This window comes from Streptomyces sp. NPDC056479 (assembly GCF_042795335.1).
Taxonomy (GTDB): Bacteria; Actinomycetota; Actinomycetes; order Streptomycetales; family Streptomycetaceae; genus Streptomyces.
Genome location: NZ_JBHTRZ010000009.1, coordinates 142,678 through 154,950, shown reverse-complemented (window position 1 = coordinate 154,950; position 12,273 = coordinate 142,678). Strand labels below are relative to the sequence as shown.

Genomic DNA, 12,273 nt, shown 5'->3' with positions numbered 1-12,273 from the left:
CGGCGCGAGGGTCGTACGAGGCGCGGCGAAAGCGGGTTGGCGCGGGGTGAGAGCGGTTCGGGCCGGGCCGGCTGGGCCACCCGGGCGTCGCGATCGGCGGCGGCCGCCAGGTCCGCCCGTTCATCAGGGTCCTCTCCATCATCGGGCTCCGCCCGGTCGGCCCGTGCCCTCGCCTCCGACCGGCCCGCCCGCGCCGATCGGCCCGTAGCCCAGCGCCGACCGGGGACCGACCGGACCGCGCCGGCGGTACGGCGACCCGCACCCCTGCCCGCTCCGGCGCCGCAGGCCGTGCGCCGGTTTCCCGACCCCCGGCTGACCGGGCTGGGCAGTGGCCTCTTCTGCGGTGCCGTGATGCTGCTGCTGGGCTACCTCGACGTGCTGCTGTTCGGGTCGTCGTTCACGGTGTACGGCGTGCTGTACCTGCCGGTGTGTGCGCTGACCGCCGTCTGGGTGCGTGAGGGCGATCTGCTGACCGCGCCGGTGGTCGTACCGATCGCGTTCGCCGTGGGGGTGCTTCCGGTGGCCGGCGGCGGGGGGCTCGGCGGGCAGCTGATGGGGCTGGTGACCGCCCTCGCCACGGAGGCCGGGTGGCTGTACGCGGGGACGCTGATCGCCGCTCTCGTCGTGGTCGTACGCAGAGTGCGCATGGTCGCCAGGAGGGCAGCGGCCCGCCGCCGGCCGTATTGAGCCGGCGGCGGGACGTCCGCCGCGTCCGCGGCCGTCCGGTGCGGTCAGCCGTCCTGCTCCGCCGCGTGCATCGCGGCGCCCACGATCCCCGCGTTGTTCTGCAGCTCGGCGGGGACGATGTCCGCCTTGATGCCCTCGAGGTAGGGCAGGAACTTCTGGGCCTTCCGGCTCACTCCGCCGCCGATGATGAACAGCTCCGGGGAGAACAGCATCTCGACATGGGCGAGGTACTTCCGGACGCGGTGCGCCCAGTGCTCCCAGCTCAGCTCCTCGTCCTCCTTGGCCTTGCTGGAGGCCCGCTTCTCGGCGTCGTGCCCGTGCAGTTCGAGGTGGCCCAGCTCGGTGTTGGGTACCAGGGTGCCGTCGATGAACAGGGCGCTGCCGATGCCGGTGCCGAAGGTGAGGAGGATCACGGTGCCCCGGCGGCCGCGGCCCGCGCCGAAGTGCATCTCGGCGACGCCGGCCGCGTCCGCGTCGTTGACCACTGTCACCGGGTGGCCGCCGAGGCGGTTGCTGAACAGCGTGCGCGCGTCCGTGTCGATCCAGCTCTTGTGGACGTTGGCCGCCGTACGGATCGTGGAGCCGCCGGTGACCACGCCGGGGAAGGTGAGCCCGACCGGACCCGTCCAGCCGTAGTGCTCGACGACCTGCTTCACACCGTCGGCCACGCCGTCGGGCGTGGCCGGGTGCGGAGTGAGCACCTTGAAGCGCTCCTGGGCCAGTTCACCTCTGTCCAGGTCCACCGGGGCGCCCTTGATCCCGGATCCACCGATGTCCAAGCCGAAGATCTGCATGGCTCTACGTTACGACGCAGGGCTGACAGTCACTCCCCGGAGTCGCCGGAGACCGCGGACCCCGTGCGCTCGGCGATCAGCGCCGCCGCCTCCTCGCGCAGGTCGCGGCGCAGCTCCTTGGGCAGCGAGAAGGTGATCGACTCCTCGGCGGCCCTGACCAGCTCGACGTCGCCGTAGCCGCGCTGGGCGAGCCACTCCAGGACCTCCTCGACCAGCACCTCCGGGACGGAGGCGCCGGAGGTGACGCCCACCGTCGTCACGCCCTCCAGCCAGGTCTCGTCGATCTCGCTGGCGAAGTCCACCAGATAGGCCTCGCGCGAGCCGGCCAGCTTGGCGACCTCGACCAGGCGCTTGGAGTTGGAGGAGTTGCGCGAGCCGACCACGATGACCAGCTCGGCCTCGGCGCCCATCTGCTTCACCGCGAGCTGGCGGTTCTGCGTGGCGTAGCAGATGTCGTCGCTGGGCGGGGAGATGAGCTGCGGGAACTTCTCCTTCAGCGCGTCGACGGTCTCCATGGTCTCGTCGACGGAGAGGGTGGTCTGGGAGAGCCAGACCACCTTCGACTCGTCGCGGACCTCGACCTTGGCGACGTCGTCCGGGCCGTCGACGAGCGTGATGTGGTCGGGGGCCTCGCCGGAGGTACCGATGACCTCTTCATGGCCCTCGTGCCCGATCAGGAGGATGTCGTAGTCCTCGCCCGCGAAGCGGACGGCCTCCTTGTGGACCTTGGTGACCAGCGGGCAGGTCGCGTCGATGGTGGCGAGCCGGCCGCGGGCGGCCTCCTCGTGGACGACGGGGGCGACGCCGTGCGCGGAGAACATGACGATGTTGCCCGGGGGTACCTCCTCCGTCTGCTCGACGAAGATGGCGCCCTTCTTCTCCAGGGTCTGCACGACGTACTTGTTGTGGACGATCTCGTGCCGGACGTACACCGGAGCGCCGTACTGCTCCAGGGCTTTCTCGACGGCGATCACGGCGCGGTCCACACCCGCGCAGTAGCCACGGGGGGCGGCGAGCAGGACACGGCGGCCAGGCGAAGCAGTCATGCGTCCCATCGTAAGGGTGCGTCCGGGGGCGCAAAGATCGCGCGGGTGACGGGTTGGTGGCGAGACTGGCGGTGGGCTGTGAGGGGTGGGGACCGGGGCGACGGGCGAGGCGGCGGAGGTCACGCGTCGTCCAGCACCCGCACGGTGGAACGTACGGCCGATGAGGGACCCGGGCTACGCCGGAGCCGCGGCTTCCGTGACCTGGTCGTCCACGGGCCGCCGCCCATCGCGCCCATGGCACCGTCAGCCCCGCATCGGATCGCCGATGACCGTCAGTCCGACCTGCCCGGCGACCCAGGAGGCCTGACGCAGCATGTACGCCTCGTTGTCCCTGTCGCGTACGTGGACGAGGACGGTGTGTTCGTCGACACGCTCCTGCAGGGCCGGCGTCGGGCTGTTGAACAGCGCGGTGACCTCGGCGTGCTTGCGATCCGCGTGCAGCCCGAGTTCGGGCACCTGCGGCCAGCCCAGGTTCCACCAGTGGAGCCGGCCCACATGCCGCGCGGCCAGGGCCACGAAGTCGTCCTCGATGCTGCCGAGCGGCAGATCGCACAGTTCCATGCGCAGCGGAAGATGGTCCGCGAGGAGGCCCGGGTCGAGGGGCAGGCCGGTGCCGCGGACGCCGCCGATCAGCCCGGTCGGGTCGACGAGCTCGCCCCGCTCCCACATGACGGGCCCGTCCCACGTGAACCACGCCTGGGGCCACCGGGCACGGGCCCGCAGCACGTCGTCGACCGCGGGCAGATCGACGTCGGCCATCACCTCCGCGTGCCGTGTGCCGCCCACGGCCACCAGACGTCGCGCGATGCGCAGCGCGACGGCGGGGTCGGTGGTGCGCAGGACGGGAAAGCCGAGGTCGACGGACATGCGGGCAGCCTCGCACGGCCGTTCCCGGCCGACGAAACCGTTTTGTCGGTACCGGCCGCTACGCTCGCGGCATGGCTGTGAACACGACCCCGGAGTCCCCCCTGCCCGTCGGTGAGGTGTCGCGGCTCATCGGGGGGTGGATCGACCGGCTCGGGGCGGTATGGGTCGAGGGGCAGATCACCCAGTTGTCGCGGCGGCCCGGCGCCGGGGTCGTGTTTCTGACGTTGCGGGATCCGTCGTACGACATCTCGGTGAGCGTGACCTGCTATCGGCAGGTGTTCGACGCCGTCGCCGACGTGGTGAGCGAGGGCGCCCGGGTCGTCGTACTGGCCAAGCCGGAGTGGTACGCCCCGCGCGGCCAGCTCTCCCTGCGGGCCACCGAGATAAAGCCCGTCGGCGTCGGCGAGCTCCTCGCCCGGCTGGAGATGCTGAAGAAGTCCCTCGCCGCCGAGGGGCTCTTCGCACCGGAGCGGAAGAAGGCGCTGCCGTTCCTGCCGCAGCTCATCGGGCTCGTCTGCGGTCGGGCCTCGGCCGCGGAGCGGGACGTCCTGGAGAACGCTCGCCATCGCTGGCCTGCCGTCCGCTTCGAGGTGCGCAACGTCGCCGTGCAGGGTGTGCACGCCGTGCCGCAGGTGGTGCAGGCGGTCAAGGAGCTCGACGAGACGGACGACGTGGATGTGATCATCGTCGCCCGCGGCGGCGGCAGCGTGGAGGATCTGCTGCCCTTCTCCGACGAGCAGTTGGTGCGGGCCGTCGCCTCGTGTCGCACGCCGGTCGTCTCCGCCATCGGGCACGAGCCCGACAACCCCCTCCTGGACCATGTCGCCGACCTGCGGGCCTCCACTCCGACCGACGCGGCCAAGAGGGTCGTACCGGATGTCGGGGAGGAGTACGAGCGCGTACGGCTGCTGCGCGACCGGGCCCGGCGGTGCGTCGAGGCGCTCGTCGAGCGGGAGGAGCGCGGGCTCGCCCACGCCCTCGCGCGGCCCTCGATGGAGGATCCGCACCGGATGATCGACGAGCGGGCCGACCATGTGGCCTCCCTCCTCGACCGCGGCCGCCGCTGCCTCGGCCACCTCCTCGACCGGGCCGAGTCCGAGCTGACGCACACGCACGCGCGCGTGGTGGCCCTCTCCCCCGCGGCGACCCTGAAGCGGGGGTACGCGGTGCTCCAGCGGGCCGACGGTCATGTGGTCCGGGATCCGGGCGAGGTGACCGAGGACGAGGCGCTGCGGGCGCGGGTCGCCGAGGGTGAGTTCTCCGTACGAGTCGACGCACGAGCCGATGCATAGGGTGGGCGAATGACCAGCAAGGTGGAAGAGGCGCTCGGGTACGAGCAGGCCCGGGACGAGCTGATCGAGGTCGTACGGCGACTGGAGGCGGGCGGTACGACGCTGGAGGAGTCCCTCGCGCTCTGGGAGCGGGGCGAGGAGCTGGCCAAGGTGTGCCGGCGCTGGCTCGACGGGGCACGGGCGCGGCTGGACGCGGCCCTCACGGAGGAGGCCGAGGCCGAGAAGGCGTCGGCCGAGCGCGAGGACGGCGAGGGCCGGCCGTAGGGCGGGTCGTGGCGTAAAGCCTGGTGAGACTGTGAAGCGGATCACCACGCCCTGCTTTTTGTTGAACCTTGAACTTGTCTGACGTACCGTCGACGACGTCAAGCGGTCCCCGGTCCGCTTACGCGCCACGACACATACACACACGCACTTCCCGAGAAGGTTCACGCATGTCTCTCGTTCTTGACCCCACCGCGCAGGACCTGCTGTTCCGCGAGGCCCGCACCGCGAACACGTTCACCGACGAGCCGGTGACCGAGGAGCAGGTCCAGGCGATCTACGACCTGGTCAAGTACGGCCCCACCGCCTTCAACCAGACCCCGCTGCGGATCACCCTGGTCCGCTCCGCCGAGGCTCGCGAGCGCCTGGTGCAGCACATGTCCGAGGGCAACCAGGCCAAGACCGCCGCCGCCCCGCTGGTCGCGATCCTTTCCGCGGACAACGAGTTCCACGAGGAGCTGCCGACCCTGTTCCCGGCGTTCCCGCAGGCCAAGGACGTCTTCTTCAGCGAGCGCGTGGCCCGCGAGAACGCCGCCGGGATGAACGCCGCCCTCCAGGCCGCGTACTTCATCGTCGGCGTCCGCGCGGCGGGCCTCGCGGCCGGCCCGATGACCGGCTTCGACTTCGAGGGCGTCCGCAAGGAGTTCCTGGACGACGACCACACCCCGCTGATGGTCGTCAACATCGGCAAGCCGGGCGCCGACGCCTGGTACCCGCGCTCCCCGCGTCTCGACTTCGACCAGGTCGTCACCACGGTCTGATCCGACCGCACCGCGCATACGAAAGGCCCCCGGCGATCGCCGGGGGCCTTTCTCGTCCGGGCAGGGTCACTCCGCCTTGAGCGCCTGCGCCATCTGCGTCAGCTGTGCGAAGGACCCCGTGCCCGCGACCACGGTCGTCGCGCCCTTCTCCTGGTGCACGAGCGCGTCGTAGCGGCCGCCCGTGTAGCGCGTCCAGGTCCGGTCGCCGATCTTCTCCGTGACCTCGGTGGCCTGCCCGCCCTGGGTGGCCTTCTCGAGGAACGTCGCCGGCTTCTCGGCCGACTGCTCGACCTGCACGTACCCTCCGCCCGAGGTGTGGAAGCCGAGATGCCAGGCGTCGAAGTCGTCGCCCTTGAAGCGGACGGAGGTCGCCTTCCAGGAGTCGGACAGGCCCTCGGGCGCGACCACCGGGTAGGACGCCGCGCGGCGGGCCGTGAGCAGCTCGACGCGGTAGTCGACCCTCGGCAGGTCGGGAGCGCCGTCCTCATGGGGAACGAAGAGATAGATGACTCCCGCCGCGAGCACGGTCACTCCGAGCGAGAGGACCATGTTGCGGACCGACTTCTGCTTAGCGTTCGAACCTGCCACGCCCCCTATCGTCGCAGGTGCCCCCGCCTGCTCATCCGTGGGGCCCCCTGCTCATTCTGCGCGCCCGAGGATAGAGTCAGGGAGGTCACCCTCATCCGGCCGTCGTCGTATCAGAAAGGTGCGCCTCGATGACCGAGAATCATCATCATCTGCCGTCCGAGCTCGAAGTACCCAGCGAAGCCCCCGACCGCAACCTCGCCCTGGAACTGGTCCGTGTGACCGAGGCAGCGGCGATGGCCGCGGGCCGATGGGTCGGGCGGGGCGACAAGAACGGCGCCGACGGCGCCGCGGTGCGCGCCATGCGGACCCTCGTCCACACCGTGTCGATGAACGGCGTCGTCGTCATCGGTGAGGGCGAGAAGGACGAAGCGCCGATGCTCTTCAACGGGGAGCGGGTCGGCGACGGAACCGGGGCCGAGGTCGACATCGCCGTCGACCCGATCGACGGGACCACGCTGACCGCGAAGGGCATGCCCAACGCGATCGCCGTGCTGGCCGCGGCCGACCGTGGCTCCATGTTCGACCCGTCCGCCGTGTTCTACATGGACAAGCTGGTCACGGGCCCCGAGGCCGCCGACTTCGTCGACATCGACGCGCCGGTGGCCGTGAACATCCGGCGGGTCGCCAAGGCCAAGCGGTCCACGCCGGAGGACGTCACCGTCGTCATCCTGGACCGGCCCCGGCACGAGGGCATCATCAAGGAGATCCGGGACGCCGGTGCGCGGATCAAGCTGATCTCCGACGGCGATGTCGCCGGGTCGATCTACGCGCTGCGTGAGGGCACCGGCGTCGACATGCTGCTCGGCGTCGGCGGTACGCCGGAGGGGATCATCTCGGCCTGTGCCGTGAAGTGTCTCGGCGGGACCATCCAGGGCAAGCTGTGGCCGAAGGACGACGAGGAGCGGCAGCGGGCGATCGACGCCGGGCACGACCTGGACCGGGTGCTGATGACCGATGACCTGGTCGCCGGGGACAACGTGTTCTTCGTCGCCACCGGGATCACCGACGGTGAGCTGCTGCGCGGTGTGCGGTACCGGTCGGAGAACGCGACGACCGACTCGATCGTGATGCGGTCGAAGTCGGGGACGGTGCGGCGGATCGACTCCGAGCACCGGCTGAGCAAGCTGCGGGCGTACAGCGCGATCGACTTCGACCGCGCGAAGTAGCGCCCAGGCGGACGTTGGGCGCCCCCTGTGCGGAGGGGGCGCCCTTTTGCTTTGCTCTCAGCCCGCCTGTGCTATCCGGTCGGCCGTCCTCGCCGCCTTCTTCAGTTCCATGTCACGACGGCGGCGCCGGGCCAGCACCACTCGGCGTTCCGCCGCGGTGAGACCGCCCCAGACGCCGTACGGCTCGGGCTGGAGGAGGGCGTGTTCACGGCACTCGACCATGACGGGACAGCGGGCACAGACCCGCTTGGCCGCCTCTTCACGGGAGAGACGGGCCGCGGTGGGTTCCTTGGAAGGGGCGAAGAACAGGCCGGCCTCGTCGCGGCGGCACACGGCCTCGGTGTGCCATGGGGCGTCTTGGTCCCTGTCTCGCACTGGCACCCGCTGGGCCGGAACGGCAGCTACCTGCAGGGACGAATGCGGCGGTTGCAGCACGGTCTACTCCTGACGACGGCTTCGCGAGCGAGAGACGATGCAGCAAGGTCTACCCGCTGTGCGCGCGCCTATGCAGTCAGTTCCGAACCGCTGGATTTCGAGGGGTACCGCGCATTGCCGTACGGCCCTCCGGCGCCATCGCGGGGCGCGCCGGGGGCGGTTGACTTCACAACCGTCAATGATCCAGATGCTTGCGCAAACTCTTGTCGACCTTGCGCTGAACGCGATCGAGGATGTCCGCGACGACCTTGCCCCGTTTCGGCCTGCCCTCGATGTTGCCGAGCACGGCCCAGCCGTCGACATGGACGACCGGCGACTCGGGGTCCTCGGCGTCGAGATGATCCACCTCGAAATTGCCGAGCACACCGCCGCCGGTGCCGCGCAGCGAGACGTTCTCCGGGACGCGGACCTCGACGTTGCCGAAGACCGAGATCGCCCGGATCACCACCTGCTGGTACTCGAAGAGGGCCTCGCTGAGGTCTATCTCCACGCTGCCGAAGATCGCGTACGCATGGATACGGCGGCCCGCGCGCCAGCGGCCCCTGCGGACGGCGCTGCTGAACACCGCGACCACGTTGTCGTCGGGCTCTTCCGGGATCGCGCCGGGGGCCGGGCGACTGGGAGCGGGGGCATGCGGTGTGCGGCGCTGATGCGCGGCCGGCAGGTCCCGTATGAACACATCCAGTTCACCGACCGTCTTCGCCGCCAGGACACCCTCGACCCGCTCGGCGTGCTCGTCGGCGGTGAGGCGCCCTTCGGCCAGGGCGTCGCGCAGGATGTCGGCGATCCGGTCCCGATCGGCGTCGGAGGCACGAAGTTCGGCGGCGGCAGCGGGTGCGGTGCGCTTCTGAAGGTCCACGGCAGCAGCGTACCCAAACACGATAGATCGCGATAGCCCCCTTCCTCGCCCTTTGACCGGCATCGAACTGAGCCTTACCTCACAAGCTCGCTGCCGGCGGCAGGTTCTACGCTGGTGGGCGCTTGCCAATGGAGGCCGGCCGCGCTGTCTGTTTAGTGAGGAATGGGCGACATGCCTGAGTTCGTGTACACCGATCTGCTCCCCATGGGAGAGGACACCACCCCGTACCGGCTGGTGACCTCCGAAGGTGTCTCCACCTTCGAGGCCGACGGTCGGACGTTCCTCAAGGTGGAGCCCGAGGCGCTGCGCAAGCTGGCCGAGGAGGCCATCCACGACATCCAGCACTATCTGCGCCCGGCCCACCTGGCCCAGCTGCGCCGCATCATCGACGACCCCGAGGCGTCGAGCAACGACAAGTTCGTCGCACTGGACCTGCTGAAGAACGCCAACATCGCGGCGGCCGGCGTCCTCCCCATGTGCCAGGACACCGGTACGGCGATCGTGATGGGCAAGCGCGGGCAGAACGTGCTGACCGAGGGCGGCGACGAGGAGGCCCTCTCGCGCGGCATCTACGACGCGTATCTGAACCTCAACCTGCGCTACTCGCAGATGGCTCCGCTCACCATGTGGGAGGAGAAGAACACCGGGTCGAACCTGCCCGCGCAGATCGAGCTGTACGCCACCGACGGCGGCGCCTACAAGTTCCTCTTCATGGCGAAGGGCGGCGGCTCCGCCAACAAGTCCTTCCTCTACCAGGAGACGAAGGCCGTCCTGAACGAGGCCTCCATGATGAAGTTCCTGGAGGAGAAGATCCGTTCGCTGGGTACGGCCGCCTGCCCGCCGTACCACCTGGCGATCGTCGTCGGCGGCACGTCGGCCGAGTACGCGCTCAAGACCGCGAAGTACGCCTCCGCGCACTACCTGGACGAGGTCCCGGCCGAGGGCTCGCCGCTCGGGCACGGGTTCCGGGACAAGGAGCTGGAGGAGAAGGTCTTCGAGCTGACGCAGAAGATCGGGATCGGGGCGCAGTTCGGCGGCAAGTACTTCTGCCACGACGTTCGGGTGGTGCGGCTGCCGCGGCACGGTGCGTCGTGCCCGGTGGCCATCGCCGTGTCCTGCTCCGCCGACCGTCAGGCCGTCGCGAAGATCACCGCCGAGGGTGTGTTCCTGGAGCAGCTGGAGACCGACCCGGCCCGGTTCCTGCCGGAGACGACGGCCGAGCACCTCGAGGCCGACGGTGACGTGGTCAAGATCGACCTCAACCAGCCCATGGACGAGATCCTCGCCGAGCTGACCAAGTACCCGGTGAAGACCCGGCTGTCCCTCTCCGGTCCGCTGGTCGTGGCCCGCGACATCGCGCACGCCAAGATCAAGGAGCGGCTGGACGCGGGTGAGGAGATGCCGCAGTACCTGAAGGACCACCCGGTGTACTACGCGGGTCCGGCGAAGACGCCGGAGGGTTACGCGTCCGGCTCCTTCGGGCCGACGACGGCGGGCCGGATGGACTCCTACGTCGAGCAGTTCCAGGCGGCCGGCGGGTCCAAGGTCATGCTGGCGAAGGGCAACCGCAGCAAGCAGGTCACGGACGCGTGCGATGCGCACGGGGGCTTCTACCTCGGCTCCATCGGCGGGCCCGCCGCCCGTCTCGCCCAGGACTGCATCAAGAAGGTCGAGGTCGTCGAGTACGAGGAGCTCGGCATGGAGGCCGTCTGGAAGATCGAGGTCGAGGACTTCCCGGCGTTCATCGTCGTGGACGACAAGGGCAACGACTTCTTCCAGGATCCCGCCCCCGCGCCGACGTTCACGTCGATCCCTGTGCGGGGCCCTGGGCTGGCCTAGTGCCTCGGGTGCGGCGGGAGACGGATCTCGACCCCGCCGCCCCTACCCGTCCCGTCCCTGGGGACTGCCGCCCCCAGACCCCCGCTGTCGGCCCTGAACGGGCCTCGTCCTCAAACGCCGGACAGGCTGAAATGCCTGGACCGGCGTTGAGAGGCGGCCCCGCGCCACGGACGGGTCAAAGGCAGGAACAACCGCGTCGTCCGCCACGCTTACCCAGGCATGAGCGACTACCGCATCGAGCACGACTCCATGGGCGAAGTACGCGTCCCCGCCCACGCCAAGTGGCGCGCCCAGACCCAGCGTGCCGTCGAGAACTTCCCCGTCTCCGGGCAGCGCATCGAGCGGGCCCACATCGAGGCCCTCGCCCGGATCAAGGGCGCCGCCGCCAAGGTGAACGCGCGGCTCGGGGTGCTCGACAAGGAGATCGCCGAGGCGATTCAGGAGGCGGCCGGTGAGGTCGCCGAGGGGCGGTGGGACGAGCACTTCCCCGTCGACGTGTTCCAGACCGGGTCCGGGACCTCGTCCAACATGAACACCAACGAGGTCGTCGCCACCCTCGCGACCGAGCGGCTCGGGCGGGACGTCCACCCCAATGACCATGTCAACGCCTCCCAGTCGTCCAACGACGTCTTCCCGTCCTCCATCCACATCGCCGCCACCGCCGCCGTCACCCGTGACCTGGTCCCGGCGCTGGAGCACCTCGCCTCGTCGCTGGAGCGCAAGGCCGAGGAGTTCGCCGATGTCGTGAAGTCGGGGCGGACCCACCTCATGGACGCCACGCCCGTGACACTGGGGCAGGAGTTCGGCGGATACGCCGCCCAGGTGCGGTACGGAGTCGAGCGGCTCCAGGCGTCCCTGCCCCGCCTCGCCGAACTCCCCCTGGGCGGCACCGCCGTGGGCACCGGCATCAACACGCCGCCCGGCTTCTCCGCCGCCGTCATCGAGGAGGTGGCCCGGTCCACCGGACTTCCGCTCACCGAGGCGCGGGACCACTTCGAGGCCCAGGGCGCCCGGGACGGCATCGTCGAGACCAGCGGGCAGCTCAGGACGATCGCGGTCGGGCTGACCAAGATCGCCAACGATCTGCGCTGGATGTCCTCCGGACCGCGCACCGGGCTCGCCGAGATCAGCCTGCCCGACCTCCAGCCCGGCTCCTCGATCATGCCCGGCAAGGTCAACCCGGTCATTCCGGAGGCCGTGCTCATGGTCGCCGCGCAGGTCGTCGGCAACGACGCCACCGTGGCCACCGCCGGAGCCGCCGGCAACTTCGAACTGAACGTGATGCTCCCGGTCATCGCGAAGAACGTCCTGGAGTCGATCCGGCTGCTCGCGAACGCCTCCCGGCTGCTCGCCGACCGCACCGTCGACGGCATCGTCGCGCACCGCGAACGGGCCCTGGAGTACGCCGAGTCGTCCCCGTCCGTGGTCACGCCGCTCAACAAGTACATCGGGTACGAGGAGGCCGCCAAGATCGCCAAGAAGGCCCTCGCCGAGCGGCGGACGATTCGCCAAGTCGTCCTGGAGGGCGGGTATGTGGAGCGCGGTGACCTCACCCTTCAGCAGCTGGACGAGGCGCTCGACGTCCTGCGGATGACACGGCCGTAACCGATGATCACGGCCGTGTGAACCATGACGGCCACCGCAGCGTCGTATGCCTGTGGCACCTAATATCTGTTCA

General features: G+C 70.0%; 13 protein-coding genes. 7 read left to right on the top strand and 6 right to left on the bottom strand.

Annotated elements, in window-relative coordinates:
- Positions 1-288 precede the first annotated feature (288 nt).
- On the top strand, positions 289-687 hold the full coding sequence (locus ACFQ6S_RS32225) for a DUF6542 domain-containing protein (protein WP_383417626.1): 399 nt from the start codon (positions 289-291) through the stop codon (positions 685-687).
- Between the two features lie 44 nt (positions 688-731).
- Here the strand turns inward: ACFQ6S_RS32225 and ppgK are convergent, their stop codons facing one another.
- The 3 genes from ppgK to ACFQ6S_RS32210 form a co-directional block, all read right to left on the bottom strand.
- Positions 732-1,481: a polyphosphate--glucose phosphotransferase gene (ppgK, locus tag ACFQ6S_RS32220; protein WP_383417623.1), complete on the bottom strand. Its 750-nt coding sequence runs from the start codon at positions 1,479-1,481 to the stop codon at positions 732-734.
- A gap of 29 nt (positions 1,482-1,510) precedes the next feature.
- Complete coding sequence (locus tag ACFQ6S_RS32215; RefSeq protein ID WP_383417620.1) at positions 1,511-2,536, bottom strand: 4-hydroxy-3-methylbut-2-enyl diphosphate reductase; 1,026 nt, start codon at positions 2,534-2,536, stop codon at positions 1,511-1,513.
- A gap of 234 nt (positions 2,537-2,770) precedes the next feature.
- Positions 2,771-3,394, bottom strand: coding sequence for a hypothetical protein (locus tag ACFQ6S_RS32210; RefSeq protein WP_383417618.1), 624 nt, complete (start codon positions 3,392-3,394; stop codon positions 2,771-2,773).
- A gap of 71 nt (positions 3,395-3,465) precedes the next feature.
- On the opposite strand from ACFQ6S_RS32210, the gene xseA reads away from it, so the two are divergent.
- The 3 genes from xseA to ACFQ6S_RS32195 all read left to right on the top strand — a co-directional run bounded on the left by xseA (position 3,466) and on the right by ACFQ6S_RS32195 (position 5,708).
- The gene (xseA, locus tag ACFQ6S_RS32205) at positions 3,466-4,686 is read left to right on the top strand and encodes an exodeoxyribonuclease VII large subunit (protein WP_383417615.1); all 1,221 of its coding nucleotides are present in this window, start codon (positions 3,466-3,468) and stop codon (positions 4,684-4,686) included.
- Positions 4,687-4,695: 9 nt separating this feature from the next.
- A complete protein-coding gene (locus ACFQ6S_RS32200; RefSeq protein WP_383417612.1) occupies positions 4,696-4,950 on the top strand; it encodes an exodeoxyribonuclease VII small subunit in 255 nt (84 codons plus the stop codon).
- Positions 4,951-5,117: 167 nt separating this feature from the next.
- Positions 5,118-5,708 carry a malonic semialdehyde reductase gene (locus ACFQ6S_RS32195; protein ID WP_383417609.1) on the top strand — a complete coding sequence of 197 codons (591 nt, stop codon included), beginning with the start codon at positions 5,118-5,120 and terminating at the stop codon, positions 5,706-5,708.
- A 66-nt stretch (positions 5,709-5,774) separates the two neighbouring features.
- Here the strand turns inward: ACFQ6S_RS32195 and ACFQ6S_RS32190 are convergent, their stop codons facing one another.
- Positions 5,775-6,296: a DUF4245 domain-containing protein gene (locus ACFQ6S_RS32190; RefSeq protein WP_383417606.1), complete on the bottom strand. Its 522-nt coding sequence runs from the start codon at positions 6,294-6,296 to the stop codon at positions 5,775-5,777.
- Positions 6,297-6,424: 128 nt separating this feature from the next.
- On the opposite strand from ACFQ6S_RS32190, the gene glpX reads away from it, so the two are divergent.
- Positions 6,425-7,462 (top strand): class II fructose-bisphosphatase, encoded by a 1,038-nt coding sequence (gene glpX / locus ACFQ6S_RS32185; RefSeq protein WP_383417603.1) that lies wholly within the window; start codon positions 6,425-6,427, stop codon positions 7,460-7,462.
- Positions 7,463-7,519: 57 nt separating this feature from the next.
- Here glpX and ACFQ6S_RS32180 read toward each other — a convergent pair whose 3' ends face one another.
- Positions 7,520-7,897 (bottom strand): WhiB family transcriptional regulator, encoded by a 378-nt coding sequence (locus ACFQ6S_RS32180; protein ID WP_383417600.1) that lies wholly within the window; start codon positions 7,895-7,897, stop codon positions 7,520-7,522.
- 175 nt (positions 7,898-8,072) lie between these two features.
- Positions 8,073-8,756 (bottom strand): DUF1707 domain-containing protein, encoded by a 684-nt coding sequence (locus ACFQ6S_RS32175; protein WP_383417597.1) that lies wholly within the window; start codon positions 8,754-8,756, stop codon positions 8,073-8,075.
- Between the two features lie 171 nt (positions 8,757-8,927).
- On the opposite strand from ACFQ6S_RS32175, the gene ACFQ6S_RS32170 reads away from it, so the two are divergent.
- A complete protein-coding gene (locus tag ACFQ6S_RS32170) occupies positions 8,928-10,595 on the top strand; it encodes a fumarate hydratase (protein ID WP_383417594.1) in 1,668 nt (555 codons plus the stop codon).
- 219 nt (positions 10,596-10,814) lie between these two features.
- A complete protein-coding gene (locus tag ACFQ6S_RS32165) occupies positions 10,815-12,200 on the top strand; it encodes a class II fumarate hydratase (protein WP_383417591.1) in 1,386 nt (461 codons plus the stop codon).
- The last annotated feature ends 73 nt before the right edge of the window (positions 12,201-12,273 follow it).

What these genes read in the sequence shown, in the direction of transcription:
- ACFQ6S_RS32165 (WP_383417591.1), top strand. Translation starts at nt 10,815, where the DNA reads ATGAGCGACTACCGCATCGAGCACGACTCCATGGGCGAAGTACGCGTC.
- ACFQ6S_RS32210 (WP_383417618.1), bottom strand. Translation starts at nt 3,394, where the DNA reads ATGTCCGTCGACCTCGGCTTTCCCGTCCTGCGCACCACCGACCCCGCC.
- glpX (WP_383417603.1), top strand. Translation starts at nt 6,425, where the DNA reads ATGACCGAGAATCATCATCATCTGCCGTCCGAGCTCGAAGTACCCAGC.
- ACFQ6S_RS32200 (WP_383417612.1), top strand. Translation starts at nt 4,696, where the DNA reads ATGACCAGCAAGGTGGAAGAGGCGCTCGGGTACGAGCAGGCCCGGGAC.
- ACFQ6S_RS32215 (WP_383417620.1), bottom strand. Translation starts at nt 2,536, where the DNA reads ATGGGACGCATGACTGCTTCGCCTGGCCGCCGTGTCCTGCTCGCCGCC.
- ACFQ6S_RS32195 (WP_383417609.1), top strand. Translation starts at nt 5,118, where the DNA reads ATGTCTCTCGTTCTTGACCCCACCGCGCAGGACCTGCTGTTCCGCGAG.
- xseA (WP_383417615.1), top strand. Translation starts at nt 3,466, where the DNA reads ATGGCTGTGAACACGACCCCGGAGTCCCCCCTGCCCGTCGGTGAGGTG.
- ppgK (WP_383417623.1), bottom strand. Translation starts at nt 1,481, where the DNA reads ATGCAGATCTTCGGCTTGGACATCGGTGGATCCGGGATCAAGGGCGCC.
- ACFQ6S_RS32170 (WP_383417594.1), top strand. Translation starts at nt 8,928, where the DNA reads ATGCCTGAGTTCGTGTACACCGATCTGCTCCCCATGGGAGAGGACACC.